The following is a 26,490-nucleotide window of genomic DNA, read 5'->3' as shown; positions in this document are numbered from 1 at the left end:
ACCGCACTCCGTGCGGTATTCCGGGACTTCGTCCCGAGAACCCAGGCCACTCCGTGGCCTGGGAGGCCAACTCCGTTGGCCTCAGGCTGGATCGCTCCGCGATCCGGCCTGGCGGAACACGCTCCGCGCGTTCCTTTGGCTGGCTAAGGGGAAGAGGGATCGCCTTGCCTTGGGTGACAGGGGTTCAGCGGGCCACTGTCGTTACTACTATTAAGACCGTGTCCTGTGTAGTGAGGCTGGGCAGACCCTCAATATGAGGCGGGGTACGTGGAGTTGGATTGTTCCGGATGGGTTGTGGGAGATCGCGAAGCCGCTGATCCCGCCGGAGAAGGTGCGGCCTCAGGGCGGTGGGACGCAGAACACGCCTGATGAGACGTTGTTTGCCGCGATCGTGTATGTGCTGGTCAGTGGCTGTGCCTGGCTGACACTACCTCCCTGCTTCGGGGTCTCGAAGCCCACTGCCCACCGGAGGTTCCTGATCTGATCACGGGCCGGCGTGTGGGGCCGGCCGCATGAAGCGGTTCTGCACCGGCTTGACGACGCGGGTCTGATCGATATGACTCGCGTGGTCCTCGACTCCGCTCATGTCAGGGCTAAAAGGGGGCGAACTCACAGGTCCGTCGCCCGTGGACCGGGGCAAGCCGGGTTCCAAAATACACCTTCTGTCGGATGAGAACGGACTGCCTCTCATCGTCGGGCTCTCCACTGCCAACACCCACGACTCCCAGGCCCTCAAGCCCATGATCCTGGGGCTCCACACGAGACACGCCCCCCATCGAGGCCGGCACTTCAAGCCCCGGCGACTGCACGCCGACAAGGCCTTCGACCAGCCTGGCCTGCGGAAATGGCTGTGGGGTGAGCACATCGGCGTCCGCATCGCCCGCAAAGGCATCGAGTCGAGTGAACGCCTGGGACGTCGCAGGTGGGTAATCGAGCGCACCATCTTCTGGCTGACCGGCTACCGCCGCCTCGCCACCCGCTACGAACGCGACCCCCGCAACTACCCGGCCTTCCTCGGCCTCGCAGCCGCGATCTGCTGCTACAAACGCCTCATCCGCCTCGCCACATAGGACACGGTCTTAGTCAAGTACGGGCAGAAAGTGCCGGGTGACGTTCACCACGAGGAGCTCAGGGTAGCGGAATCGAACAGATCGGAACACCCTAAACAAGCAGCATGCGTCATACTTCTTGGGCCGCTACTTTATGGAGAGACAAACCATCCCCGCCGCAAGGTCCTGAGGCCGGGGCGGGGTGTCGAACACAGCACCAAAAACCATTCACGAAGAGGGCAGAAAGCCAATTTCCTAACCCTCTGGTTTCCGGAATAACCAGGATTCTAGCGGACGGACAAAGCGTCAGACGTGAGCAAGAAAGGGAAATTGCATGTCAAGGAAAGAACTGTTCCCGCATCAGGTGGAGGCGGTCGATGCCATCCTTCGTGCTCTGCAGACACCTGCCGACGAACATATGCCGGCCGAGGGACTGCGAACCCAAGTCATCGCTGCAACCGGCTCAGGCAAAACACTCATCGCCGCCGAGGCTGCCCAGAAACTGAGTGCGAGGCGGGTACTGGTCCTGGTCCCAACTCTGGACTTGCTGACGCAGACCGCGGCCGCATGGCGGGAAGGCGGCCGCACGGGGGCGACGCTGGGAGTGTGCCGCTTGCGGCCTGAGGACTCCGACGGCATGCCCTGCACAACAGACCCCGGCAAGCTCGTGGCGTGGGCACAGGGGCTGGAGCGGGTGACGGTGTTCGCCACCTACGCCGCCATCGGCCTCGGCATCCTGCAGCGCGCACACGCCCAGGGCCTGGGTGTGTGGGACCTGATGGTCGTGGACGAGGCGCACCGGACCAGCGGAGACGCGGGCAAGCCGTGGGCAGCCGTACACCACCAGACCAAGATCCCGGCGGCCCGCCGCCTCTACATGACCGCCACCGCCAGAGTCTGGGAAGCACCCGGGGACGCCCGCAATGACGAGCGGGAGGAACCACGGCTGATCGCAAGCATGGACCCGGACTCTGCCGTCTTCGGGCCCGTGGCGTTCAAGCTGACCCTGTCCGAGGCCGTCAGCCGCGGACTGGTCGCCCCGTACCAAGTCGTGTGCGTCGACATCACTGATCCCGAGCTCCACGAGGCGCACCAGGTCGTCGGCGCCGGATCGGACGCGGTGCGCGGAGCACGGCTCGCGGCGCTGCAGGCCGGGGTCCTGACCGCAGCCGCGCAGGAGCAGCTACGGAAGATGCTGACCTTTCACAGTAAGGTCAGCGAGGCTGAGGCTATGGCTGAAGGAGTCGTCGACGTTGCAAGGCGGCTCTGGCAGGACGATCCGCGCCGGTTCCCGGCGCCGGGTCGGGTGTGGGCCAACTGGCTGTATGGCGAACACGCCGTCGGTCACCGGCAGGCCGTGCTGGCTGAGTTCGCCTCCGACGTCATCGAGGCCCGGGACCATGAGGGTGACGGGCCCGGACTGCGGCCGGCCGCGCTGCGCGTACTCAGCTCCGTGAAGGTGCTGGGCGAAGGGGTCGATACAGCGAATTGTGATTCCGTCGCATTCTGCGACGCGCGGGGCTCGATGATCGATATCGTGCAAATGGTCGGCCGCGCACTCCGGATGAAACCCGGCGAAGGAAAGATTGCTTCGTTGATCGTTCCGGTATTCCTCGCGCCTGGTGAAAGCCCGGACGAAATGCTGCTCTCTCCGGCGTACGGAACCCTGACGAAGATCCTCGAAGCGCTCCGTGCGCACGACACCGACACCATCGAAGCCCTAGCCGACCCCCGTGTGCGCAGCGGCAGTTACGAGCCCGGGGAGGAAGTCGAGGAGGCTGGTGAAGTCGGCCGGGAGCGGCTGGAGGGTGAGCCGGGGCCGAGTGCGCCCGCGCGGGAGTTGCTGAAGTTCAGCACGCCCCGGGACCCGGCTCTGCTGGCCCGGTTTGTAAAGCTGCGGGTGATCGAGCCGGAGAACAGCTTCTGGCGGCGCGGGATCGAGGCCGTGATGCGGTACGTGAAGGAGACCGGCGCCATGCAGTTGCGGGTGCCGTACGACTTCATCACGCCACAGGGCTGGTCGCCAGCCGGGTTTCCGCTGGGCACATGGCTGGCGGACCAGCGGCGCTTCAACAAAGCCGGACGCCTGGCCCCCGACCGGGTTGCTGAGCTGGACGAGCTCGGGATGGTCTGGTCCCACCACGACGTCGCGTTCGAGGAAGGACTCACCGCCGCCCGCGCCTGGGCTGCGGTCCACGGGCACTTCCTCCCACCGGCCACCGCCGTCTGGGACGGCTACCCCGTCGGGACCTGGGCGAAAAACCAGCGCACCGCAGCCCGGCTCGCGGACACCATCACCGAACGCCGCGCAGCCGGCCTCCCCGTCGAATCCAGCGCCAAAGCCCTCACCAAAGCGCGGCGGGCGGCGTTGGATGAGATCGACCCTGGCTGGTGCCCAGTATGGGATACCGGGTGGCAGCGCTGCTTCCGCCTCACCCAGAACCATGTCGAAGGCGGCGGGACGGTGCCGACGGTCGCGGGTGAGGTGATCGTGCAGGGCGAAGACCTCGGCCGCTGGGTAACGGCCTGCCGGTTCATCTGGGACAGTCTCGTGCCGGTCCAGCAGTGGCTGCTCGAGAACGTCCTCGCCCTCACCCCGGCCGGGGAAGACGAGCGGCCCGTGAAACGCACCCAAGAAGACAAATGGGCCCTCAACCTCCGGGCGGCACGCCAGTACCGTGCCCGCGAAGGCCACCTCAACGTCCCCAGAAAACATATCGAGCACCTGGGGCCAGAAGGCGGGCCGACAAGCGATCAGGGCGGCGCCGAGGAGCTTGTGGCGGTGAAGCTCGGCATGGTCCTCGACAACATCAGGAAACGAGCCGACAAACTCACCGAACAACGCCGGGCGGACCTGGACGCGCTCGGCATGCGCTGGTCCACCGCCACGACGGGCAGGACCCGAGGGTGAGAGCGCGGTAGGCCGTCGCACGTTACTTCCACGGGACCGTTGGGGCTACCGGGTTCCGGGAGCCCCAACGGTCCCGTTTCATCCTCTTGGGTGCACTCCAACCGGGTGGCGGATTAGACGTTTTTCAGACCTTTTGTCAGTGCTGGCTGATCCACTGATGGCATGACAGAACGCAACGTATCCCTCGGCAGCACGGGCTGTGCGGAGGATGACATCGACTCGATGGTCCAGGCTCTGCTGGACCGGGAGGAGCGGCGGCTGCTCGCCTCGGCGCCAGCGGTCCCCGATGGAATTGATGAGTGGCGCGCGCTGGTAGCCGAGCCAGGATTCACCCGGCGCAACTCGGTCCTTGCCCGCGGGGCGCCGTTGCACCGCATCGATCAGCGCAAGGCATGGCAGCGGTTCCCCCGTGATCTCTACTGTCCCCGCACGCTCGGGCTGGCTGCCCTGGAGGCGGTGGTGAGCCAGCAGGAGATGGAGTCGGAGGCCACGACGGAGGAGGTGGTCCAGTTTCTTGCCTCCCTGGCGGCGTCGGCGGCGCCTGAGCGGGATGCCTCGGAGCACCTGGCGGTAGCTCGGTTCGTTCTGCGTGAGCTGCTGAACGACGCTCAGGACGGAGAGGAGTTCGATATCTCCTACAGCGACTACCGCGAAGGTCACAGCCGGGTGACCTTGTCGCTGCGGATGCTGGAGGAGGGGTTCGGGCGGCGCGGTCAGGCCGTGCTGCGAGCCACGACTCCGGCTATCAACCTCCTGCTGTCCGGATTGGAGCACGATCTGGAGGACGTGCAGGCGGCCAAGGACGTGATGCTGCGTCGCCAGGTGAGCACCCGTCGGTGGGGGCATGCCGAAGAGAGCGCGGCGGAGAGTCTGAAGCTGTCGCTCATGTACTGCCAGCGGGTGCGAGCAGTCCTGGAGGAGACCGAACGCGATGTGCGGGCGGTGGACTGGAGCCAGGACGTGCCGGAGCTGCTCAAGGTGTCCCGCGAACACCTTTGTGAGCGTCAACGGGTGGAACGCGAGCTGATGGAGTGGATGCGCGAGGTCCGCAACGATGTGGATGACGCGGAGGTTCGGCGTACCTGCGAGCGAATCCTGCGGCTGCTGGGGCGGGCCCATCTCCGGCACATGCAGCTGCTGGAGAAGGTGATCGACGCTCGCCCGGCGTTCCTGCGCTCCCAGGCCGAGCAGCGCTTCAGGCCGCCTCCGCGCCTTGCGCTGGTGGGGGTGCAGGATGACGTGCTGGAGCCGGTTCTCCGCCTCGGTGTCGAGGACGCCGAGGCAGTCGCAAGCCTCTTCGCCGATGCGGCCGGCGGACCGGTGGTCCCTCACCGGCCGCGGCTGCGGGACTGGTGGGCCTCGCTTCTGGCTCCGGCACGCGAGGCACGCGAGACGTTCCCGGACGAGGAGATCGAGCTGATCGCCGACGACCCCGGAGAGCTCGGTCTCTACGGCGACGAGGACGTCGCCGTCGCCCGCGCGCTGCTCACGGAAGCGCTGCGCGCACCGGTGCGGCTGTCCCAGCTACTGGAGCAGGCGCTGGTGCACGGCGTGGAGGCCGCCGACCTCCTTGCCATCTCAGTCTTGCGGGCTTTCGCTCCAGATCCGGAGGACGACGAGGAGGAAGGGACGGCGGACGAGCTGGCGGACCTGCTGGAGGAGCACCTAGTGGTCCTCGATGACGGCGCCGTCTTCGATCTCGGAACGTTCACCGGCAGTGACCTGCTACTCGTCCCTGCCCAGTCGTTGATCCCCGACCCCACCTACGCCGAGGACGACTTGGAGGTCCTGGTGTGACCACTGCTGCGTACGCCTACTCTACGGCTGACCTGGCCGACGCCGCCGCGCTGGTGTGCTTCGGCTGCCAGCCGCGTCTGCGCCCCCTGGGTATCCCCCGCTACCGGGACCTGCTGCAGCGCTACCGGCTGGACGGGCCCTTCCGCGGCGCGGCAGACGCCGTCGCAGACGGTCTGGAGCTGGATGTGATCGAGGCCCACCAGGTCGAAGGGCTGATCCTGCATCCTCGGGAGGGGACCTGGCTGTCCTACCGTCTCAAGGACCATCCCAAGCTGGGGGTCAAGGACCGCCTCGTTCTGGGACTCGCTCATGTGGCCATCGCGGCCCGTGCCTACCCCACCCCGGCGGATCTGGAGGAGGAGAGCGTCAAACGGACCTCGCTGACCGAGGTCGACGACTTCCTGCGGCGCCTGACCGACCGGCTCCGCGAAGCAGCCGTGGACGCGGATGGTCTGGCCGTACCGCACGACGAGCTCCAGGCTGCCTGGAAGGTGTACGCCAAACTCCCGCCCTCGCGTCCCACCGCGACGGGGCGGCTGTCGGAGTCGAGCACCCAGCGCGTGATCAAGGAGGCGCTGGACTGGCTGGTGGAGCAGGGGATGGCCTACCGCGCCGACGAGCTGGGGGTGGGGCACTACCGGCTCGCTCACCGATTCCGCGTGCAGGTGCGGGAGGCAGCCGCCTCGGCGGCATTCACCGTGCTGTGCGATCTGCGTCGTGCACACCTTGCTGAGGAGGACTGACTCATGCTCCAACTGCGACGCTTCCGTCTGGAGAACATCGGCCACCGCGCGGCCGGGTTCAAATCGCTCGTGCTGGATCTGACCGGCGGCCCGAGCTCAGTCAACGGCCTCCCCATGCAGCCCGTGGACGTGATCTTGTGGCTGCGAAACGGCGGGGGCAAGTCAAGTCTGCTCTCGCTGTTCTTCAGCCTGCTGCTGCCAGCCAAGAAGGACTTCATCGGGGCGATCGATGCCAAGTCGCTCGCCGAGTACATTCCCGACGGGCAGGTCTCGCATGTGGTCGCCGAGTGGGGGGACTCCGAACGGCACGCAGTCGGCGCGGTGCTATTGACTGGCGGGGTCTATCAGTGGCGCGACGGGCAGCGCCCGGCTGACCCGAGCGGCGGCTGGGAACGGCTGGAGCGCCGCTGGTACCTGCTGCGGCCGCGGCCCGGCCAGCTGGAACTGGATTCGCTGCCCGTGCGCGCCGACGGTGTCCAGCTCAGCATGAGGTCCTACGTACGGGAGCTGGAGGCAGTGCACAAGCTGGAGCGCCGACTGCGGCTGGTCGTCGCGGACGAGCAGTACGCCTGGCAAGAGCAGCTGGACAGCCACGGTCTGGACCCGCAGGTCTTCAAGATCCAGCGGACCATGAACCAGGAAGAGGGCGGCATCACCAAGCTGTTCAAGTTCCGTACGGTTGAGGAGTTCATCAACTTCCTCATCGACATGACCGTCGATCCTGCTGAGCCCACAGCGGCGCGCGCAGCATTGTCCGCACACGCCGACAAACTGGCCGCCCGGCCTGCGCACGAGCTGGAGGAACGGTTCCTCGCGGAGGCTGTCCTGCGGCTGAGGCCGGTGCAGAAGGCGACGGCCACAGCCGCCGTCGCCGAGCAGGAACTCGGCCAGCAAATCCGCCTCGCCCGGCGCGCCAGCGAACACCTCCAGGGCCAGGCCGAGCGCCAAGAGCAGGAGTCGGCCTCCCTGCGGCAGCGCGCCGAGACCGCCGCACGAGAGGCACAGGAGGCCGACGGCCGGGTCGAGGGCCGACGGCACCGCGTGGCCGCGGTACGAGAGGCCGCCGAACGGCTTCGAGTGAGGGACTGTGCACGCGAGCACGCCGAGCGCCTTGAGGCAGCCAGCTCCGCGGAACGGGAGCACTCGGCTTGGCAGACAGTTCCCCTACTCATGGAGCTGGCGGACCAGGAGGACGAGCGGCAGCAGGTCAACCAGCTGCTAGGACATCTCCACAGCGAGCAGGCTCCGCTGCGGGAGGCAGTGGAGCGGGCGGGTGCCGCCTTGTTCGCCAAGCTCGAAGACGGGCTCGCCCGGCTCGAGGGCGAGGAGGCCCAAACCCGCGCCGAGCTCGCGACGGCCACCACGCAGGCCCAGGTGGCCGAGCGGGAGTTCGAGGAGGCTGTCACTGCGGCCGGCCGCGCGGAGAGCCGGGGCGCATTCGCCGAAGCGCGCCGCGAGGAAGGGCAGAGGGACCTCGCGGCCGGCCGCCGCGAGGGTGTGCTCGGCCAGCAGGAGGAGCCGAACGCTGCCTTGGAGCGCCTCGCCCGCGAAGAAGAGGCGGCTCGGGAGCATCTGGAGCAGGCGCGGCGTCAGCGGGAGGCGGCACGTGAACGAAGCACCGGCATCGCGGCGGAACGCGTGTCGTGCGCCAGCCAGCTCAGTAGTGCACGACAGCGGCACGACCAGGTGTGGGACCAGTGGAACACGCTGGCACAAGAACATCGCGACCTGGCAGCCGAGCCGCGCCTGGAAGAACTGGCGGGCATCGATGGCGATGGGGGCGAACTGGACCTGGATGCGGTCGGCACCGACCTCATCGCGATGCTCACCGACCAGGTCGCGCACGCGGACACGGAACTGGCCGCCGAGCGTGCCCAGGCGTTCGAGGATGAGCGGCTGCGCGACGCGCTGGAGCAGGACGGGTTCTGTCCGCCACCCCGCGAGGTCGAACAGGCCGTGGCCGCCCTGCGGGAGCGCGGTGCCAAGGCCGTGGCGGGAATGCAGTTCCTGCGCGAGGCCGTGCCCGCCCACCAGCATGACGAGGTCATCGCGGCCATCCCCCATCTGATCGGTGGGGTGGTCATCTGCGGGCCGGTGCCCGGTGGCGACCTGGCGGCCCTAGCCCGGCAGGCCAATGTCGCACTGCCCACGGTGATCGCCGTGGGGACCGACGACGAGGCCCACGCTCTGCTCTCCCAGGAGCCGGGCGATATCGCGGTCCTGCCCATCCGCCCTTCACTTCTGGACGCCGAGGCCAGCGAGGAGGAACTGCACCGCGTCACCGCGCGCTTGAGCGCCCTGGAAGAGCGCCTCGAGGCCGTCATCGTACGGCGCGAGGCCGATCGCACCCTCGCCGTGCGGCTGCGGGCGTACCAGGAGGCGTTCGGCACCCGGGCGCGCGCCGCGCTGGAAGAGCTGCTCAGCCAGCTCGACGACGAGGTGAACACGCTCACCGAACGCACCAGCACTCTGGCCCAGCAGGCCAAGGAAGCCGAGGAAGCCTGCCGCCAGGCGGAGCACCGGCTCGCTCAGCTCACAGACACGCTGATGGCGCTCACGCAGGCGCTCCCCCGCGTCCGGGCCCTGGAGGCGACGGCCCGGGCGATGGAAGGCTGGATGGCGGAAAGCCAGCAAGCCCGGACCGAGGCACGTGAGCACCGCGCCGCCGCGAAGCGGCTGAAGAAGCATTGCTCGAGCGCTCAGGGGCAGAAGCGGGTCGCGGAAACGGCGCTTCGACAGTACCGGGAGCGGGCGGACCGCTGGACCGTCTGGGCGGAAGAGATCCGCCAGGAGCTGTCCGACGAGGTCATCGACGCCGCGCGCCCGGCTGCGGTACCGGAGGGGAGCGTGCAGGCGCTGCGCGAGCGCTGGGGCCAGGCCCGCCAGGACTGGCGCGACGGCATCAGCGACACCACCCTGCAGCAGCGCCTCACCACCACCGAGACGGCCATCGAAGCCCTCACCCAGAAGCTGGTGGCGGCCGGTTCCGCGGCGCGCGCGAGAGCGGCGGAACTTGCCCAGGAGGCCGAGGCGGCGGACACCGACCGTCTCGCCGAGCGCATCGCCGCTGCCACCGAGGCCCACAAGAATGCCGAGCGGGCCGAGCACGAAGCGGGCCTGCTCCACCGTCAGGCGATGTCAGCCCACCAGAAGGCGGCCGAACAGCTGACCGACCTCGTCCCCGGTGCGGAGCATCTCTCCTTCCCCAGTGCCCAGGCCGCCCAGGAGGAACTGCAGGCAGAGGAGAAACGTCTGGAGCAGGACCACGCACTGGCCCAGGTGCGGCGTCTGGACGCCGAGCGCATCCATCGCAACGCCGACCAGGCAGGCAGTGATGCCGCGCGGCTCCGGCAGTCGGCCGGTAGCCTGTGCTCGGCCGCCGACCACCAGACGCTGGGCGAGAACAGTGGTGGCGACCCGGACCTGACCGTCGACGCGCTTCTGCTCGAACGGCACGGCCTGTCTACCGTGACCGCACATTCCCTGCAGCCGCAGGATGCCGAGCGCATCAAGGACGGCATCACCCGCGAGGCATCCCAGGCCACCCGCGCCCACGAGATCGCCAAGAACACCCTCCGCAAGCACATGCAGCAGGTGGAACGGCTCGCTCTGCAGCCGGAGTACGCGCCGGTTGTCGACGGCCGGCTGCGCGAACGCCTGCAGCAGGACCTCACCGCGCCGGCACGGCTGGCCGGGCTCATGGAAGACATCGAGGAGCGTGAGCGGCAGGTCATCGCGCTCCTGGCCGAGTCCGCCGAAGACCAGGCCCGGGTCGTCGATGCCTGCGCGAGCACGGTCGAGGCGGTACTCGACAGTGTGGAGGAAGTCGCACGCCACTCCCGGCTCCCGAAGAACCTGGGAACCTGGTCCACCCAGCGGTTCCTGTCGCTGGAGCTGCGCCAGCGCGCCCGCGGGGAGGAACTGGCCCGCAGGCTGTCCGCCGAGGTCGACCGACTCATCGCCTCCCTGCCGGCCAGCGCCGCGGGCCGGGCCAGCGCCCTGCCGGAAGCGATGATCCTGGCCAAACAGCTGGTCCTGGCGGCGCTCGGCGGCCACGGCAACATCGTCGCGAAAATCATCAAGCCGACGCAGAACCTGGACACCATCGAACGCGAATCCGTCACCGAGATCCAGAGGTTCAGCGGCGGTGAACTCCTGACAGTCTCCGTGCTGCTGTACTGCACGCTCGCCCGGATGCGCGCCGCCCAGCGTGACCGCCGTACAGCCGGCGGCGTGGGCACGCTCATCCTCGACAATCCCTTCGGAAAAGCCAACTACGGGCCCTTCATCGACCTGCAGCGCCGCGTCGCCGGGGCCCACGGTATCCAGCTCGTCTACACCACCGGCTCCAACGACCTCCCGGCGCTGGGCCGCTTCCCCCTCATCATCCGGCTGCGCAACGGCGTGGACCTGCGCACAAAACGCCGCTATGTCCAGATCCTCGAGCGCCATGGCGACGCCGTCGCAGGCGGTGTCGCCCACGCCCAAAGTGACGGCATCGCCTCTGCCCGCCTCCTGCGCCGAGGCGCCCTGCCCCACGAGACCAGCCAGGACACCGAAACCCCCGAACAGGACGCCGGGTGAGCACCGCCGATCGCATGGCCGCCTACCTTGCTCGGCAGTCCCGCCAGCACGTCGACTTCGACGCGCTGGCGGGCGCCGCCGACGCGGGCGACTCCAGCCTGGCCACCTCACCACGGCGCCGCCGCCTCCTCGCCGACGCCGCCCGGACTCTGAACAGCCGTGGCCTGGCCACACTGCCCAAGGGCAGTGACGGGTGGGACTACAGCGCCCACCCGCCCCTGCCCCGCTGGGTCAAACGCACCCAGCCAGCCCGCTCGTCCCGGCGCCGGCCAGCACCCCGGGCCTTCGTGAAACCGCTCTCCTTCGCCACCACCCTGAACCTGACGGCCGCCGACCACGCACTCCTCGGCCCCATCAACGCCCTGCTGCGGGACGATCCGGATGCCGAGATCGTCCCGCTCGCCGACCGCTCCTACCAGCTGTTCGGCGACGAAAAACGCCTCAAGGACATCGAGCGCCACTATCTTGTGGCCAGAGGACTCCTGGACCTCACCACGCACCTGCGGGCACGGCCCACCCCCGCACCGCTGGCCATGTACGAACTCGGCCCGGCGCCTTGGATGCTCATCGTGGAGAACACCGCCGCGTTCACCAGCCTGCGCACGATCCTCGGTGCATGGCCCGACCGCAGCCAGGTGGGCTGGCTCGGCTTCGGGTCCGGCGATCACCTGATCGCCTCCATCCCCACCGCCCTCACCGCCTTCCGTGAACGCGACCATCCGGTGGACGACCTGCTCATGTACGCAGACCTCGACATCGACGGCCTACACTGCGCCCAGCAGGCCAGCCACCGCGCACAAGCCGCCGGTCTTCCCCCGCTGCTGCCCGCCTCTGGCCTCTATCAGGCCCTCCTCGCCGGACAGCCACGCTCCCACTCACCCGCCACCGCCGATGCGGCGCACGCCGCGGCAGCCTGGCTCCCGCCCCACATCGCCCCATCCGTCGCACAGCTGCTGGCCGAGGGCCTGGTCCTGCGCCAAGAAGCACTACCGCTGCCCCAGCTACGAGCCCTGCTCAGCCCGGACGCTCCCCTGCTCGCCCAGCTACGCGACGGCCCCACGACGGAAACACCCCTGCCCCTGCCCCCGCCGAAAGACCCACCCCACGACTGCAAGGCCCTCCGCGGGTGACCTGCCTCTATTCGACTCGGTGGACGCACCGCACCCCTGCGACAGCGCATCCGCGGGATCAGGCCCGGATCGGCACACCACTCGGCCTCGCCGCCATCGAACTGTCACCCGCACCGACCGCACGCTACCTTCGTGCTGCTCGAGGCAGCCAAACACCGTGAGCAGGCTGAGGCGTACGGGAAGTTCTCCGAGGTCGGGCCGCAGCAGAGCGCGTCCGAGCGGGCAGCCGCCCGGATCGGCTCCCGGCACCGGCGTACTCGACCGGTCATGGCTCGCCGAATCGCCTGTCCCGCTCTGGCTCCCGCTCGGCATCCAGGATGGCGGCGCAGGTCTCGGCGGGGTCGCCGGTGTGGATGATCGCCTGCTCGTGGGGGGCCGGGGGCTCGAAGCGGGCGAAGAAGTCGTCCAGAGCGGAGGCGGTCACGGTGAGGGCGTTGGCGTCCTCGCGCTGGTTCCGGTCGGTCAGGCGCCGCAGCAGCTCGTCTTGGTCGACCGGCAGGTAGACCAGCCGCCACCGGCCGCCGACTGCCTCGACCAGCTTCTTCCAGGCGTTGCGGTCCGACTGGAGCCACAGGCCGTGGTCCAGGACGACGTCGTCCCCGGCCGCCAAGTGCTCGGCGAGACGGCGGCGGATCGCCTCGACGACGGGGCGTTCGCGCTCGAAGTAGGTGTCCTCGGGGTAGTCGACGCCGTACCGGCCGTGAAGGCGGTGTACCTCCTCGTCCACGGACAGCCGGACCATCCCCCGGTCGGCGAGGGCGCGGGCGAGCATGGTCTTGCCAGAGCCAGTGATGCCCACCAGCAGCACCGCCACCGGCTCGCGCGCGATCACGTCCACCTCTCCACTCTCGGCCGGGTCTCTGTCTCCATTCTCGCCGACCAGGGCCGCCTACCGGCGGGTGTTCGTGGCAGGTGGGCGCCAGCGGGTGACGATGCCGCGGGCCTCGGCCGCCCACCCTGTCGGCGGGCCGTCGAGGGTGACGCGGCGGAAGCCGAGGCGGGGGTCGGCAACGTCGATCCGGCCGTGGTGCCGGTCGATGTGCTCCAGCAAGGGCCCGGCCTCGTCCCGTACGGCCGGGGTGTGTTCGCTCCAGGTGCCGGAGGTGAAGTTCTCCACGCGTCGCCGTAGGTCGTCCAGGACGCCCGCACGCCACTTGAAGTGGTGCACGCAGGCCAGCGTGTCCGGGTCGGGCTTGTGGCCGGGGGCCCGGTGGTTGCCAGATGCCACGGCCGTGCCGGACCGTACGAGGACGATCTTGCGGGGATCGCCGCGCAGGAGCCGGTGGGTGAGGTGACCGCCGAGCGGGAACGCCCGGTCCAGCCCGGTCTCCGGCCACCAGTGCACGAGGCGACCGTCGGGGGCGACGCGGTCGAGCATCAACCCGCCCACGACCGGCCGCCCCGCCTCCTCTGCCGCGGCGATCACCTCCGTGAGTGGGGCGGGGTAGGTGTGGAACTCGTCGGAGTCGGCGAGCAGGTGCCAGCCGGGCCCGGCCTGCTCGCGCAGGGCATCGCGGAGCTCGGTGTTGGTGTGCTCGTGCCACGGCCCGGTACTGACCGTCGCCGGGGGAAGGCCAAGCTCTGCGGCGACGACCAGCAGCTGGTCCCGCCAGGCGACGGGGGTGTGGTCGGGGAAGTGGAAGGCGAGGCGGAAGTCGGTGATGCCGAGCGCGCGGTAGTAGGCGGTCCAGGCGGTCAGCGGCCTGCTCGGCCGCCGTTGCCATGCCCACCGCCGCCGGAGCCCCCGGCCGCGGCCGCTCGGGGGGATCGGAGGCGAGACGGTCGAGGACGGCGGCGAGGGCGCCGGGATCGCCGGCCGGGAACAGCCGGGCCCACGGCTGCCCGGCGATCCTGCTGGTCAGGGCAGGGTCATGGTTGGAGACGAGAAGGGACGCCGAGGCGGGCGGCGTCCATGACCAGCCCGGATTCCATGCACCCCGGGCCGGCGGGTGACCAGGGCAGCGTCGGCGGCGGCGTAGACGAGGCGGAGGACCTGCTCGCCGACCGGTCCGGGCACCGTGTGGAGGCGGACCTGCGGGAGCCGGTGCCAGCGGGCCAGCACCTCCTCGTTGAGCGGGGTGCCGGTGACCACCAGGTGCAGCGGGGCAATGAGACGGGCGAGGGCGGCATCGACGGTGGCGATGTCCTTGTAGGGCCACCAGCCGCCGACCAGGCACACCACCGCCGCGTCGACGGGGATGCCGAACGCGGTGCGGGCGCCGTCCCGCTCGGCCTCGGTGAGCCGGTGGCCGTCGTCGACCGCGAAAGCCCGTGCCTTCCCGGCCAGGCCGGGGAAGGCGCCGGCGAACTGGTCCCGTACGGCCTCCGTCGGATACAGCGCGATCACGCGCCGCTCACCGCGGCGGGCGAGCCGCCCGAGCAGCCGCACCGGCAGGTCCTCCGTGGTGATCGCCTCGTGGAGGAACCGCAGGTGGGGCTGTCCGCCGAGCACGGCGGCGGCGCTGTGAAGGGCCTCGCTCGCGCTGAGCACCACCACCGCCTCCGGCTCCCGGACCAGGCGCCGGGCCGTCCGTAGACACGCGGCCTCAGTCAGGCATCGGGCGATCAGCGTGACCTGGTGCGGGGCCCGCCGCAGCGCGAGCGGCCACCGTCGGGAGGCGAACGCCTTCTGCCCGGCCGCCGAGACGGCGGTTGCCCACTGGGCGGCGGCCAGCAGCACCGCCGCAACTGGTCCCCGGGCGCCGGTGACCAGCCGGGCGCCGACCAGGCGGAGCGGGTCGGGGTCGGCGGCGCCGTACGGGACGATGACCACGCTGCCAGGCCGCGCGGCGGCGAGCGCGGCCAGGGTGCGCGGGTGGTGCCCGCCGAGCCGGTGGGCACCCGGCTCGATGAGCACCAGCGGACGTTCGACGGTCATCCAGCGACCGTCCGCTCGCTGTGCGCGGTTGTGAACCGGTTCTTCAGCCACGCGGGATCGTTGAGCGCGTCGAACCGGGCCGTGTCCCATGCGGTCTCACGGGCGAAGGTGATGCCGTCGCGGGCGTCGGCCGCCGCGTACGAGGCGAAATCGCCCTCGCGGCTGTCCGTCCAGGCGTCGAGGCGGGCCTGGGCGTCGGCATCGGCCATGCCGTACTCGCTGCCGCGCGCGAGCATCGCGCACTCACGGAAGCCCGCCTTCCACGCGTGGTACGGGCTCTGGTTGAACCGGGTCGTCCCGGCCGTGACCTCGCAGAACTCCACCTTGCCCGGGAGCGCTGCGAGGACGTCGACGGCCTCGACCATCTCCCGCAGCGCCTCCCGCCGGATGAGCTTCAAGCCGCCGTAGCCGTAGGTCAGCCCGTTGACCGGGTTGACCGCCCGCCACACCCGCATCGAGATCCCGTCGGCCAGCGGCTGCACGTCGGCGGCGGGGAAGCGGGTGTCGATGGAGAAGTCGCCGTCGGCGAGGAAGAACTGCTCGGTGTCGGCCAGCTCGGCGCACAGCCGGTACGCGCGGCGCATGCCCCGCACGCCTTGCAGGCCCTTGACCGTGCCACCCAGTACCCGGCCCAGACGGCGGTGCAGGGCGTTCGCCATCGGCTCGTCGTACAACAGCAGGACCGCGTCGAACCCGGTCATGCGATCGCCTCCAGGTAGCGGGCGGCCACGGCGGCGGTGGAGGCGTGGGCGCGCTTGGCGTGGACCCGGTAGAACTCCGCTTCGGTGGCCAGCCGGCGGGCGATCTAGACGGCCTGGTCGTCGGTGTCGAAGAGCAGGTCGTCGTCGATGTGCTCGGCCAGCCACCCGGTGCGCGGGGCGATGACCGGCAGGCCCATCCCCTGGCAGTCCACCACCGACATCGACCACGGGCACCCGGGCCGGAAGGGCGCGATACCGAAGTGGGCGCCGGCCAGCAGGTTCCGGTAGCGCACGCGGTCGCCACGGTCGGAGGCGACCGTGACGCCGTCGAGGGAGCCGGCGGACACGCCTGCCCGGCCCACTTCCGCACCGACGCCTCCTACCTCCCCGACCTCGAGGCATACCTCGTCGACCTGCTGCGCAACCGCGAGCGCCTGGCGGCGTTCACGGCCGCGGACGACTGGGCGAAAGCTGAGGCCATGCCCTCTGAAGAGGAGATCGCCCGTGTCCGGCGTCTGATCCGGCAGGTGAAGGAAGACCTCGATTCCCTCACTCCGGAGGACGCAGGCCCAGATCGAAGAAGCCACAGCAACCTTGCGCCGCAGCCGACGACAGGTCATCTCACTCGGGATGCCCCGCGTCGGACCACCAGTGCCCGACTTCCGGCCCGACAGGATCACATGACCAACAGCATGGCCGACGGGCGGCGGGCTGACTCGGCCCGCCGCCGCGAACGCGTCCTCAAAACCCTCGACGCCATACTGCGAGGCGGCGGTGACATCACCGTCTCCGGCCTCGCCCGCGCGGCCCGGGTGGACCGCACGTTCCTCTACCGGCACCGGGACCTTCTCGAACGCGTCCACGCAGACGCCTCGGCACCACCGCAGGAAGGACGGATCGCGGCGGTCAGCCGGGCCTCGCTCCGAGCCGACCAGGCCAACGCCCTCGAGCTCAGCAAACGCCTCGCCGCACGGGTCCGCCAACTGGAGAAACGCCTGTCCCAATCCCTCGGCGAGGCCGCATGGGCCGAGTCTGGCCTGGGGGCACCAGCCGACATCGACCAGCTCCAACGACGCATCGCCGTGCTCGAACAAGAACTCGCCGACACGCGAGGACAGCTTGAGGAACGAACCGATGAGCTCGACGCAGCCAGGGGAGCGAACCGGGAACTGGCCCGGGCCCTCAACCAGAGCTACAAGTGAACGGAAGGTCGCCGCATCCCAGCGAGCGACCTTCCTCTCCGTCAGTACTGACTGACGGAGAGACCGCTATCCGGCGGCCGTCAAGCTTCACGCCGTTCAGCTCTTTGAGAGCCTGGGCTGCCAGCTCGTCCTCACCGCCTCGTTGGAGGAAGTCCGATCCGACCTCGATGCCGCGCGCGCAGCCAACCGGGACGTGACCAGGGCTTTGAATCAACGTAGCTAAGCTGGTCGCCCCTGACTCCGGGGTCTACTCACAGACTCCAAAAAGCAACAGCGCCGCCAGCTTCCATCCTATCAGCCAATGAAGTTGAAAACATCACTGCCCCGTCGAGAGGTGCCCAAAATACTCTCGACGTACGCTGGGTACGAGGTCAGCTCCGCGACGTGCCAGTTTCAAGAAGTGCGACCAGGTGATCGATATGGTTCACCCTAAAAATGCGGACGCATTGACCACGCGGGCTCGCAGTGCGGCTCAACGAGCACGCGCAGCTGCCGCAGTCGAGCGTCCGCCTGGCGGCCCGGCTGCTGAAGCAGCCAGGCAGGCTGCCCTAGCCTCAAATTAGGTGACAGCGGCGACGAACGCGGCCAATGCTCGCATACGCGCTACTGGCGAGTATCCCGGCGGCGGAGCGTGGGTACACATCGCCGAAGAGACTGCCTCTGCCGCCGCAGCGGCAGCAGAGGCCACACAAATTGTCTGCGAAGCTAAAGGAAGTCCCCCTTCGTACGTTGAGGCCACCAAGGATGCTGAAGGAGCGGCTTCCTATGCGAGGTACCTCGCTGGAACAGGAAGTGAGGGCTGGGCGGAGAAGGCTGAAGAGTACGAGACGCGCGCCGCTAAATCCGCCCGGATCGCCTTCGGGGAAGCCGTTTTTCTGCTCTAGGGTGGAGTCAGCTGCCTACTGGCGAGCCGGACCAGTCTCCACGGTTACCATCAGCCGAGGTACCTCTTCTCGAGTTTCCCCATATCTGCAAGACCATCAGCATCGTACAGATTGCAACGAGCTGCATAAGCAACGCAGAAGGCAAATTGGTCACGATCCTCCCGGGACTGGCATTCAAGCGCAAAATGATAATTCACAGCATCGATCACGATCACCGAATCGTGCTCATGATGGACAGCGCCGATTGCCGACAAGGGCACCACCTCGTGCGTAGCATCGGGGATGATCAACTCACTTACGGTCAACGTGCAGGTTTTGCCTTGACTCTGCGCAATATGCACCCCGGGAGGCGCGGATCGATAGGCCACCAGAGGGATTCCGGCGAGGGGTTCGTCGTGATTCACGACTACCTCCAATCCTCTCGGCGCGTAGGCCATTCGATTGCATACGACAGATTTCAAGATCGCAACTCCGACGATCCAGTCCATCCCTGACTGCGGTGGCGACCCGCAATGGCGGACGGCACGTTTACCTGCAGCCTACTCGGAGTCTATATGTAGGGAGTGATTTACCAATGAGCGGCGACGACTATGGCTCTCTCTCGACTGAAGAACTCCGCAAGATATTGATCTTGGCGGATAATGAACAAGATGCCGGAACCGTCCAAATAATTCTAAAGATCCTGGCTGAACGCAGTTCAAGTGTCAAGCAGGCGCTCATAGACTGGGCCCAGCAGGATCCGGCCACTAGCAAACCCATATCAATCGTGGTCCACGAAGCACTCAAAGGCCACTCCTAGTAATGGACCTTGAGGGCCCGCTCGGTGTCCGAGCCGGAATTCCAAGGGCACGTCGGGTCGAGGCCATCACTCGAACCAGCGATAGCACCACAGGTGTTGCACACGGTACTGTTCGCCCGCACCAGCATTGAGCTGCACAAAGTCATCATGACTCGCCGTGTGCCACACCTCTACCCCCCAGAGAATCGCCGCGCTCGGGCGGACGCTGCCGTGGTCGGTCGTCCCGCTGCCTGGCTGGAGCAGGCCCGAGGGGCACTGGTACCCCAGCAGCCGACCCGACAGCCCCGGCTGGACCGAGGAGCAGCAGCAACAAGTGGCCGCGCTGCGGGCCCGTGCGCTGGAACTGTCGATCACCGTCGGCACGCACCCCTTCTGGAGCACGGTGGAGAACGGGAAGGTGGTTGAGGCGCGGATGGCCCTCAAGCGCGTGCACGAGGATGCCGGCGACGACGAGGCCGCGGCCGACGGCGCGGCGTAGGCCCAGGTCATGGACGGGCAGTTCCAGGGTGAGGTGCCGGAGCGGACGCCGACACCGCAGATCTGGATCCGGCTCTACGACGGGCAGGAGCTCCTCGGGCGTCTCCTGCGCCGCTGGCAGGCCAAGGCCGGCATGTGGTTCTACGAGGTGTCGCTGACCCTCTGGGCGCACGCCATCGTCCGCGGCAAGGACACCGCCGAACCGGCCGACATCATCGTCTCCGTCCCCGCCACCCATGTTGCCCCCGTCCCCGAGGAAGCGGAGGCGTACAAGCGCGTGCCGGTACAGCGGGCCCCGACACCCTCGCCGGCGAGCGGGACAAGGCCCTGGTCCTCACCGGCTTCCACTACGCCTCCCGCTCCCAGAACCCGGACGGCCTGCTCACCGCCGACGTCACCGCGCACCCGCGCGGCCCGGTCGTCCCCGCCCTCACCGGAAAGACCAAGCATTCCGTGCGCGATGCCAAGAACCCCTACGCCGACGCCCCGGCGATCTGCCCGGTGCGCGCCTACCTCTCCTACCGCGCGCGGCTCGCCGCTGAGGCCGACCGGCTGGTACCGAAAAGACCGCAACTGCGCGGCTATCATGCTAAACATCGCTGGGCACCTCGCCGAAGCATTCCCGCAGATACTCGTGGACTGCTGCTTCGGGAACACGGAAGGACCTACCGACGCGGATGGCGGGCAGGTGGCCGCTGTGGACCAGCCGGTACACAGTCATCTTCGAGATCCGCATGACGGCCGCGACTTCGGCGACGCTCAGGAAGACGACCTCGTTCAAGGGATGCTCGCGGGAACGGCTCGAAAGCTGGGCAGTCTCGGCATTTATCCGGGCGCACAGACGAGCGTAGCGGCCATGGAGGGCTTCGGGGTCGTGCCACATCGCCTCGACCGAAGCGCCAGCACTCTGTAAGCGGTCGCGGAGGCTCATGGCGTTTCCCCCTCGTCCTCGTCGTCCTCGCCGAGCACCGTCTGGAGCGCACGGCGTGCGCGGTGCAGGTGGGTCTTCACCGAACCTGCGGCCACTTCCATGATGTCAGCGATCTGGCTGACTTTCAGCCCGTAGACGTAGTGGAGCGTGCTGGCGATCGCCTGCTGCCTGGGCAGCTTGCGCATCGCCTCCACCACCATCATGTTCTCCTCGTGCGCGGCGATTTCGTCGCGGTGCCCCGCCGGCGGCCGGTCCGGGAGCTCCTGCGGCGCGATGCTCACGCCGTGCCGCCGCCGAGCTGCCTCGACGTCGCCCAGACGCTGCCCGGCGACCTTGAACAGCCAGGCTTGGGGTTTCTCCAGCGTCCGAACCCGCTCCCAGTACCGGAACGCGTTGATTAAGGTCTCCTGCGCGGCATCCTCGATGACCGCCGCGTCCCCCTGCAGCCACGTCAGGTAGGCCAGGACCTGCGGCATCCACCGCATGAAGAACCGTCGGTACTCGTCCTCCCCCGGCGCCATCTGCCGCTCCCCCCTCCCCGTGCCGCCGGGCACACCTCCCCGGTGTGCGCGGATCCGCCGTGCCCGGTCCTGCGCTCCTGCGGTCTTCGGTATCTTCCTCCCGGCTGCGGCCGGGAGGAAGACGGTCGAGCAGCAGAGTGAGCGTCGTCCGCCGTTCCCGCTCGGCCAGGGCACTCCCCCGCACGCGCGCCAGCTCATGCAGCACGTCCCACAGGTTCCGCTGCCCTCGCCGGGGGACCAGCAGCCACCCACCAACGAGGAACGCCGTCGACCCCATCGTCTCAACCCATTCATTCACCGGCGTGCTCTCCCTCTGGCCCGGCCCCGGCCGTCTGCCGCAACCACTGCTCACTCACTACAGGGCGCCAGGACCGAAAAGGTTGACCGGGCCTTGCTGTGCGGCGTCGAGGGCGGCGAGGGGTTCATCCCCGCGAGCGCGGGGAACAGGACACCACCGGAGAACAGTCTCCGATGGGTCTGGATCCACCCCCGCCGGCGCAGGGAGCAGAGGGTTGAGCGCAGCTGGGCCGCCTGGGAATTGGGGCTATCCCCGCACACGCAGAGGGGAGGGGGCGGAGCGGTAGCGTGAAGCGCATCGGATCCGAACCGGACAAGACACCCCCCGGACCACAGGATCTCGACCCGTGTTCAATCCGGGACCGACGGATTCTCCGATCTGCGGTGGGCGACGGGACGGGCATTGACACGACCGGCAGAGAACGGCGTGCCTAACTAGGCCGAGGCCGACGTCCCTTGTGGGGCGCCGACCTCGATTCTTGAAGCAGGCCGGCTCAGAAGCCGTGCCCCGAGCAGCAGCGGAAGGGTTGTCGGGCGGGTAGCCGATCACCACCCCGGGCCGGGCGGTCCGCAACCCCGTCGGCGAGGTAAGCGCGGCTGCCTCCGAGGACCTCGGGCCTCGCGGCTGCCACGAGAGCCTCAAGTGCCCCTTAAACGGACACTTTCGGGGGACTCCCTCCTGGCCGAGGCTGCCGTGCCGGTCTCCTCCCCGAGCAGTGTCGACGTCGGCGCCGCCCTGCGGCGCCTGGCCGCCGACGCCGCTCAGGCGACCCCTGCCCCGGCCATGCTCCGGGCCGCCCAGGCAGGCCACCGCTTGCAGGTCGTGGCCCGGTGGATCCTCAACCAGCCCGACGCGGCGCACCATGTCGACAGCCTCGTCCAGGACCGTCCCGATGCTCCGGCAGAGGAGGACAACCTCGATGTCGAGGGCGCAACGGTCTTCGCCTGCCTGCTCTACCTGACCGGACACCCGGAGTCAGCCCAGTTCTGGTGGCAGCTGGCCGCAGGCGCAGGGCACCGGGCAGCCGGCTACTGCCTGCACCTGCTCCACCTCTCCCTAGGCGAGTCCCGCGAGGCAGCCCACTGGCGCCATCAAGTACTCCACGCCCCCACTCCGACAGATGCCCCGCTCGATGAGGACTTCATCGAGTCGATCGAGGTCGTCGCCCGCTACGTGCACGCCCACGGCTCCCAGGCCGCCCTCCCCACAGCGACGCTGGAGAGGGAGGTCGACCGACGCCGACGACGGTAGCGGCGCCTGCATCATCGTCCGCCGCCCCGACCAGCGCCTTGCCCAGCGGTTACGCGACTTCATCGGCCACTGACCCCGGACAGCAGCAAGGAGCCCCTAGAGCGACCCCGGTTCCTAGGCCATCGGGTCGCACAGGACTCCTCGCACGACGCCCCCGACAAGAGGACATCCCTATGCACAATAGCCGTCCACGCCGCCTCGCACAGCAACTCTGCCGGACAACAACCCGCCTGGCCAACTGGGCCGCCGCCCACCACCGAGCCGCCCTCGGACACCTGCTGCGCGGCGCCTGCTACGGCACCGGAACTGGCCTGGTCAGCCTGACCGTCTACTGGATCCAGCACCGCGCCTGACCGACCAGCACGTAATATCCCAAGCCCACCAGGAGCGAGCACGGCGGGGAGGCCTCCAATCCGGCTCCCGGGACAGTGGCCCCCGCCCATCACACGGCCAGAGCCAGGACTTCGACGCCATGGTCCGGCCACGGGAGCCCTTCAAGGTGAAGGTGCCCCGGTCCTTGTTCCACACGTACGTGCGCGGGCGCCAGATGACGTCAGTTGCGGTGTCCTGGCCGGTGCTGGTTCACGTGGTGGGCGGTGCGGGTACGTTCGGCTGCTGTCTCGTGGTCTGGCTGTTGGGTTGCCGGGTGCCCTCCTGACGTTGTGCCCAGCGGACGGCGAGGGGTGCGGCCATGCCGGTGAGAGCGAACAGCGCTCCAACGACGTACCAGCCGGGGCGTCCCCAGGTGATGCACAGGGAGATGAGCAGGGTAGGCCCGACGGCTTCGGCGAGGCCGGCACCCAAGCCGAAGACGCCCAGGTACTGGCCGGTGGCGTGCTTGGGGGCCAGGGCGAAGGAGATCTCGAAACCTGCGGCGGAGTGCCACAGCTCCCCGACGGTGTGGACAACGACCGCGGCCAAGAGGAACGTTGCCGCGGCCCAGCTCGGTCTACCGGCGGCCAGTGAGATCAGTGCACAGGACAGCAGGAACGCGACACCGGAGCGGCGGTAGGCGATTGCGCCGGCCGTAGGGCTGTCGATGCTGCGGCTGGCACGTATCTGACAAGTGACGATCATGACGGTGTTCAGAACCATGGTGCCCGAGATCAACCAGCGCGGCGCGGTGGTGGCCGCGACCAGCCACAGAGGGATGGCGACGGTGAGCACCTTGAACTGAATGGCGATGATGCCGTCCAGGGCGGTCAGCGCGAGATAGGGCCGGTCCCGCAGCGCGATCCAGCGCGGGCCGCCGACGGCCGGCTCTGGTTCTACGGGCGGCAGGAGAAAGAGGATCGCCGCGGAGGCTGCGAAGGCCATGGCGTTACCGATGACCAGGAGCTGGTAGGCGCTGTGGGTGCCGACCTGCACGGCCCAGCCCGCTAGCACGGCGCCCAGGGAGATACCGATGTTGGTCACCGCACGCAGATAGGCCCGGAACTCCTGCGGCCTGTCTCCTCCGTGATGCCGGATGATCGGGCTGCGCGCGGCCAGGCCAGCGCCTTTCGCCCCGGTGGCTGCGCACGCCGCAATCACAAACGGCCAGAAGCTGTCCGCCAGCAGGAACCCGGCCGTGGCCAGTGCCTGGACGACGAGGGTGGCGACATAGACGCCGCGGGGTCCGCGCCGGTCCGCCAAGTGGCCGGCGGCGATACCCACCGCGAGCGACAAGACACCGGCAATGCCGAGACCAAGACCTACCTGGGACGCCGGGAGGTGCACTGCCTCGGTGAAGTAAAGGACCCCAGCGGTCAGGTACAGACCGCTGCCGACGGTATAGACGAAGTTCGAGGCGGCGACAGTGCGCTGCGGTCCGGAGTCCAACAGCAGGTGACTCATGACAGTGCTCCGCATTCTGGACAGAACCAAGTAAGGGCCAGGCAAGCCTTGTGCAACTTACCAGCTGTGGCAAGGGAGTTGGCAGCATGTGGCAGCCGGGACTCACCGGTGCGAACCGGCGTGGGTCTCAGCCGAAGAGGATCTGGCTGATCAGATAGATGTTCAGGCTGACGACGAGCACCGCGACGATGGACGCCGCCATTGTGGTCAGGAGCCGGTTGGTCAAGGCCCCCATGACTGTGCGGTCACGGGTAAGCAGGAGCAGTGGTACGAGGGCGAAGGGAATGCCGAAGGACAGCACGACCTGCGACCACACCAGGGCATGTGTGGCATCGACCCCGGCGAACAGGACGGCCAGGGCTGGCAGGAGCGTGATGCCACGTCGCACGGTTAGCGGCAGCGACTTGCCGAGGAAACCCGACATGACCACCTGGCCGGTGTAGGTCCCGACCGAGGAGGAGGCGAAACCGGAAGCCAGCAGGGCGACGGCGAAGGCGAGCCCCGCGCCCTGGCCGAGCATGTCGCCGAGCCCCGCATGGACGTCGTCGAGGGTGTCCGCCGGCCGGCCCGAGGGGTGGAAGAGCCGGGCGGCGATGACGAGCATGGCCGCGTTGGCCAGGCCAGCCAGCCCCAGGCCCACCAGGACATCGCGCCGTACCAACCGGAGGAGCGGCCCCTGCCTCAGGGGACCTGGGCTGGCCTCCTTCAGGCTCGGGGCACGCAGACTGGTGAGGCTGGAATGCAGGTAGATCGCATGGGGCATGACAGTGGCCCCGAGAATGCCCGTCGCGAGCAGTACGCTCTCCGGTCCGGAGAAGCGGGGAGCGGTACCGCCAGCGACCCCAGGCAGGTCCAGACCAGCCAGCACGGTATCGAACAGGAACCCCACAATGACCATCGCGAGCAGGCCAGCGATGGCTACCTCGTAACGGCGATAGCCGCGCGTTTCCAGGCCCAACAATGCGAAGGCAACGGCTCCGGTGATCAGCCCGCCGACGGGCAGCGGCAGTCCGAAAAGGAGATTGAGGGCGATCGCCCCGCCCAGCACTTCCGCTAGATCGGTGCCAATGACGACCAGTTCGGCCTGCGCCCACAGGCCCAGGGCCACGGGGCGGGAATAGCGGCTGCGGCACATCTGCGCAAGGTCGCGGCCCGTGGCCAGACCAAGCTTCGCGGACAGCATCTGCACCAGCAGCGCCATGAGATTGCCCGCGACGACGACCCAGAGCAGGAGATAGCCGAACCGGGAGCCGGCGGCGAAGTTGGTGGTGAAGTTCCCAGGATCCACGTAGGCGATGGCTGCCACGAACGCCGGTCCATACATGGATGCCCGTCGTGGAGCAGGTTTTCGCGCCGACGCTATGGTCGCCGTCACAGGGTCACCTCGATCAGAGTCACGGAGCCGGGCAGGGCGGTGCCGGGCCGCAGCCGTCAGTCCTCGAGCACCTGGTCGGCGATGTGCCGCGCGATTTCGAGTGAGGCCGTGGCGGCGGGAGAGGGAGCGTTGAGCACATGCACCTGGCCCGGCGCGCGAACGTAGAGGAAGTCATCGACGAGGGTGCCGTCGGGGCGCAGGGCCTGGGCCCGGACCCCGGAGCCTGCCGGAATGATGTCCTCGGTTCCGATAGCGGGCACCAGGCGTGCAAGGCTCGCCGCGAAACGCCGCCGGGACAGCGAGCGTGCAACTTCATCGATGGCAGTGCTCGGATAGCGTTGTGCCAGGTGCCACAGGCCCGGATAACAGGCGGCGGCCGCCAGGTCGCGAACGCAGATGTCGCGCCAGCGGTAGCCCTCTCGGCTCAGCGCCAGGACAGCGTTCGGCCCCGCGTGGACGGTGCCGTCCAGCATGCGCGTCAGGTGCACGCCGAGGAACGGCAAGTCCGGATCGGGCACCGGGTAGACCAAATGGCGTACCAAATGCTCAGCGTGGTGTCGCAGTTGGTAGTACTCGCCACGGAACGGAACGATCTGCACCGGCGGCCGCAGTCCGGCCAGAAGCGCGACCCGGTCCGCATGCAGGCCGGCACAGTTCACTAGCCGGTCGGCACGGACAATGCTTCCGGGTATGGCGACCTCGATCCTGCCGCTCCGGCGGCGGATGCCCAGTACCGGGCACCCCAGCCGCAGGTCGGCCCCGGCCGCAGTGAGCTCCTTGACGATGTGCTCGCAGACACCGGGGAAGTCGACCGATGCAGTGGACTCAACGTGCAGTGCCTGCAGGCACGCCACATGCGGCTCCAACTCACGTGCTTCCTGCGGGCCAACCATCCGGGCCGGCACTCCGTTGGCCTTCGACCGGGCGGCGAGCTGCCGCAGGCCCGGCAGTTCACCGGGGCTCACGGCCACGATGAGCTTGCCGCACACGTCCACGGCTACGCCGTGCTCACGGGCGTAGGCCACGTTCTCTGGGGTTTCGGCAGTTGCTGTCTGACGTAGTACCCATATCCCCCATCTGGTGGTGTTAAAGGGGTTCTTTGGGGGTGTAGCTCTGCGGTGGA

The 26,490-nt window shown here is 68.6% G+C and carries 21 protein-coding genes and 1 pseudogene; 11 read left to right on the top strand and 11 right to left on the bottom strand.

Going from position 1 to position 26,490, the window contains the following annotated elements; all coding sequences use genetic code 11:
* Positions 1–253: 253 nt before the first annotated feature.
* From IF61_RS35635 to IF61_RS0131170, 6 genes and pseudogenes are all read left to right on the top strand, one after another.
* Positions 254–1,070, top strand: a pseudogene (locus tag IF61_RS35635) (IS5 family transposase).
* A gap of 313 nt (positions 1,071–1,383) precedes the next feature.
* Complete coding sequence (locus IF61_RS0131190) at positions 1,384–3,960, top strand: DEAD/DEAH box helicase (protein WP_030369918.1); 2,577 nt, start codon at positions 1,384–1,386, stop codon at positions 3,958–3,960.
* 162 nt (positions 3,961–4,122) lie between these two features.
* Positions 4,123–5,757, top strand: coding sequence for a hypothetical protein (locus tag IF61_RS37340; RefSeq protein ID WP_245684690.1), 1,635 nt, complete (start codon positions 4,123–4,125; stop codon positions 5,755–5,757).
* Complete coding sequence (locus tag IF61_RS0131180) at positions 5,754–6,500, top strand: hypothetical protein (RefSeq protein WP_030369916.1); 747 nt, start codon at positions 5,754–5,756, stop codon at positions 6,498–6,500. The genes IF61_RS37340 and IF61_RS0131180 overlap by 4 nt, the downstream gene beginning before the upstream one ends.
* A 3-nt stretch (positions 6,501–6,503) precedes the next feature.
* The gene (locus IF61_RS0131175; RefSeq protein WP_030369915.1) at positions 6,504–11,084 is read left to right on the top strand and encodes a coiled-coil domain-containing protein; all 4,581 of its coding nucleotides are present in this window, start codon (positions 6,504–6,506) and stop codon (positions 11,082–11,084) included.
* A complete protein-coding gene (locus IF61_RS0131170; protein ID WP_030369914.1) occupies positions 11,081–12,214 on the top strand; it encodes a hypothetical protein in 1,134 nt (377 codons plus the stop codon). The genes IF61_RS0131175 and IF61_RS0131170 overlap by 4 nt, the downstream gene beginning before the upstream one ends.
* A gap of 265 nt (positions 12,215–12,479) precedes the next feature.
* Here the strand turns inward: IF61_RS0131170 and IF61_RS32985 are convergent, their stop codons facing one another.
* The 5 genes from IF61_RS32985 to IF61_RS0131145 all read right to left on the bottom strand — a co-directional run bounded on the left by IF61_RS32985 (position 12,480) and on the right by IF61_RS0131145 (position 16,140).
* Positions 12,480–13,052, bottom strand: coding sequence for a P-loop nucleotide/nucleoside kinase family protein (locus IF61_RS32985; protein ID WP_281178053.1), 573 nt, complete (start codon positions 13,050–13,052; stop codon positions 12,480–12,482).
* A gap of 51 nt (positions 13,053–13,103) precedes the next feature.
* Positions 13,104–13,640, bottom strand: coding sequence for a hypothetical protein (locus tag IF61_RS0131160; RefSeq protein WP_245684689.1), 537 nt, complete (start codon positions 13,638–13,640; stop codon positions 13,104–13,106).
* Between the two features lie 432 nt (positions 13,641–14,072).
* Positions 14,073–15,092: a glycosyltransferase family protein gene (locus tag IF61_RS32980; RefSeq protein ID WP_245684688.1), complete on the bottom strand. Its 1,020-nt coding sequence runs from the start codon at positions 15,090–15,092 to the stop codon at positions 14,073–14,075.
* The gene (locus tag IF61_RS0131150; RefSeq protein ID WP_030369911.1) at positions 15,089–15,793 is read right to left on the bottom strand and encodes a hypothetical protein; all 705 of its coding nucleotides are present in this window, start codon (positions 15,791–15,793) and stop codon (positions 15,089–15,091) included. The genes IF61_RS32980 and IF61_RS0131150 overlap by 4 nt, the downstream gene beginning before the upstream one ends.
* 104 nt (positions 15,794–15,897) lie before the next feature.
* On the bottom strand, positions 15,898–16,140 hold the full coding sequence (locus IF61_RS0131145; protein WP_030369910.1) for a glycosyltransferase: 243 nt from the start codon (positions 16,138–16,140) through the stop codon (positions 15,898–15,900).
* Positions 16,141–16,473: 333 nt separating this feature from the next.
* Here IF61_RS0131145 and IF61_RS32975 point away from each other — a divergent pair, with 333 nt between their 5' ends.
* A complete protein-coding gene (locus IF61_RS32975) occupies positions 16,474–16,995 on the top strand; it encodes a DUF6262 family protein (protein WP_030369909.1) in 522 nt (173 codons plus the stop codon).
* 934 nt (positions 16,996–17,929) lie between these two features.
* On the opposite strand, the gene IF61_RS36135 is transcribed toward IF61_RS32975, so the two are convergent.
* Entirely contained in the window at positions 17,930–18,283 is a 354-nt protein-coding gene (locus IF61_RS36135) for a hypothetical protein (protein WP_157848732.1), read from the bottom strand.
* Between the two features lie 170 nt (positions 18,284–18,453).
* Between IF61_RS36135 and IF61_RS36130 the strand changes: the two genes are divergently transcribed.
* Positions 18,454–18,678, top strand: coding sequence for a hypothetical protein (locus IF61_RS36130; RefSeq protein ID WP_157848731.1), 225 nt, complete (start codon positions 18,454–18,456; stop codon positions 18,676–18,678).
* 157 nt (positions 18,679–18,835) lie between these two features.
* Positions 18,836–19,156 carry a hypothetical protein gene (locus tag IF61_RS36125; RefSeq protein ID WP_157848730.1) on the top strand — a complete coding sequence of 107 codons (321 nt, stop codon included), beginning with the start codon at positions 18,836–18,838 and terminating at the stop codon, positions 19,154–19,156.
* Positions 19,157–19,744: 588 nt separating this feature from the next.
* Here the strand turns inward: IF61_RS36125 and IF61_RS0131125 are convergent.
* The gene (locus IF61_RS0131125; RefSeq protein WP_030369906.1) at positions 19,745–19,984 is read right to left on the bottom strand and encodes a helix-turn-helix domain-containing protein; all 240 of its coding nucleotides are present in this window, start codon (positions 19,982–19,984) and stop codon (positions 19,745–19,747) included.
* A gap of 98 nt (positions 19,985–20,082) precedes the next feature.
* Entirely contained in the window at positions 20,083–20,607 is a 525-nt protein-coding gene (locus IF61_RS33720; protein WP_157848729.1) for an RNA polymerase sigma factor, read from the bottom strand.
* 991 nt (positions 20,608–21,598) lie between these two features.
* On the opposite strand from IF61_RS33720, the gene IF61_RS32965 reads away from it, so the two are divergent.
* Positions 21,599–22,156 carry a hypothetical protein gene (locus IF61_RS32965; RefSeq protein ID WP_245684687.1) on the top strand — a complete coding sequence of 186 codons (558 nt, stop codon included), beginning with the start codon at positions 21,599–21,601 and terminating at the stop codon, positions 22,154–22,156.
* Between the two features lie 173 nt (positions 22,157–22,329).
* Positions 22,330–22,509 (top strand): hypothetical protein, encoded by a 180-nt coding sequence (locus tag IF61_RS36120; RefSeq protein ID WP_157848728.1) that lies wholly within the window; start codon positions 22,330–22,332, stop codon positions 22,507–22,509.
* A gap of 229 nt (positions 22,510–22,738) precedes the next feature.
* Here the strand turns inward: IF61_RS36120 and IF61_RS0131110 are convergent, their stop codons facing one another.
* The 3 genes from IF61_RS0131110 to lhgO form a co-directional block, all read right to left on the bottom strand.
* A complete protein-coding gene (locus tag IF61_RS0131110; protein ID WP_030369904.1) occupies positions 22,739–23,992 on the bottom strand; it encodes an MFS transporter in 1,254 nt (417 codons plus the stop codon).
* A gap of 127 nt (positions 23,993–24,119) precedes the next feature.
* A complete protein-coding gene (locus IF61_RS0131105) occupies positions 24,120–25,367 on the bottom strand; it encodes an Nramp family divalent metal transporter (protein ID WP_030369903.1) in 1,248 nt (415 codons plus the stop codon).
* 56 nt (positions 25,368–25,423) lie between these two features.
* Positions 25,424–26,392: an L-2-hydroxyglutarate oxidase gene (gene lhgO, locus IF61_RS0131100; RefSeq protein ID WP_052393311.1), complete on the bottom strand. Its 969-nt coding sequence runs from the start codon at positions 26,390–26,392 to the stop codon at positions 25,424–25,426.
* Positions 26,393–26,490: the final 98 nt, after the last annotated feature.

The organism is Streptomyces roseoverticillatus (assembly GCF_000719265.1).
Taxonomy (GTDB): Bacteria; Actinomycetota; Actinomycetes; order Streptomycetales; family Streptomycetaceae; genus Streptomyces; species Streptomyces roseoverticillatus.
The sequence above is the reverse complement of the archived record's forward strand: the minus strand, read 5'-3'. Positions and strand labels throughout refer to the sequence as shown.

Excerpts from the sequence above, each read along its gene's own strand:
- IF61_RS0131190 (WP_030369918.1), top strand. The coding sequence starts at position 1,384 with ATGTCAAGGAAAGAACTGTTCCCGCATCAGGTGGAGGCGGTCGATGCC.
- IF61_RS37340 (WP_245684690.1), top strand. The coding sequence starts at position 4,123 with ATGACAGAACGCAACGTATCCCTCGGCAGCACGGGCTGTGCGGAGGAT.
- IF61_RS0131175 (WP_030369915.1), top strand. The coding sequence starts at position 6,504 with ATGCTCCAACTGCGACGCTTCCGTCTGGAGAACATCGGCCACCGCGCG.
- IF61_RS32980 (WP_245684688.1), bottom strand. The coding sequence starts at position 15,092 with ATGACCGTCGAACGTCCGCTGGTGCTCATCGAGCCGGGTGCCCACCGG.
- IF61_RS0131150 (WP_030369911.1), bottom strand. The coding sequence starts at position 15,793 with ATGACCGGGTTCGACGCGGTCCTGCTGTTGTACGACGAGCCGATGGCG.
- IF61_RS32975 (WP_030369909.1), top strand. The coding sequence starts at position 16,474 with ATGACCAACAGCATGGCCGACGGGCGGCGGGCTGACTCGGCCCGCCGC.
- IF61_RS36130 (WP_157848731.1), top strand. The coding sequence starts at position 18,454 with ATGAGCGGCGACGACTATGGCTCTCTCTCGACTGAAGAACTCCGCAAG.
- IF61_RS33720 (WP_157848729.1), bottom strand. The coding sequence starts at position 20,607 with ATGGCGCCGGGGGAGGACGAGTACCGACGGTTCTTCATGCGGTGGATG.
- IF61_RS36120 (WP_157848728.1), top strand. The coding sequence starts at position 22,330 with ATGCACAATAGCCGTCCACGCCGCCTCGCACAGCAACTCTGCCGGACA.
- IF61_RS0131110 (WP_030369904.1), bottom strand. The coding sequence starts at position 23,992 with ATGAGTCACCTGCTGTTGGACTCCGGACCGCAGCGCACTGTCGCCGCC.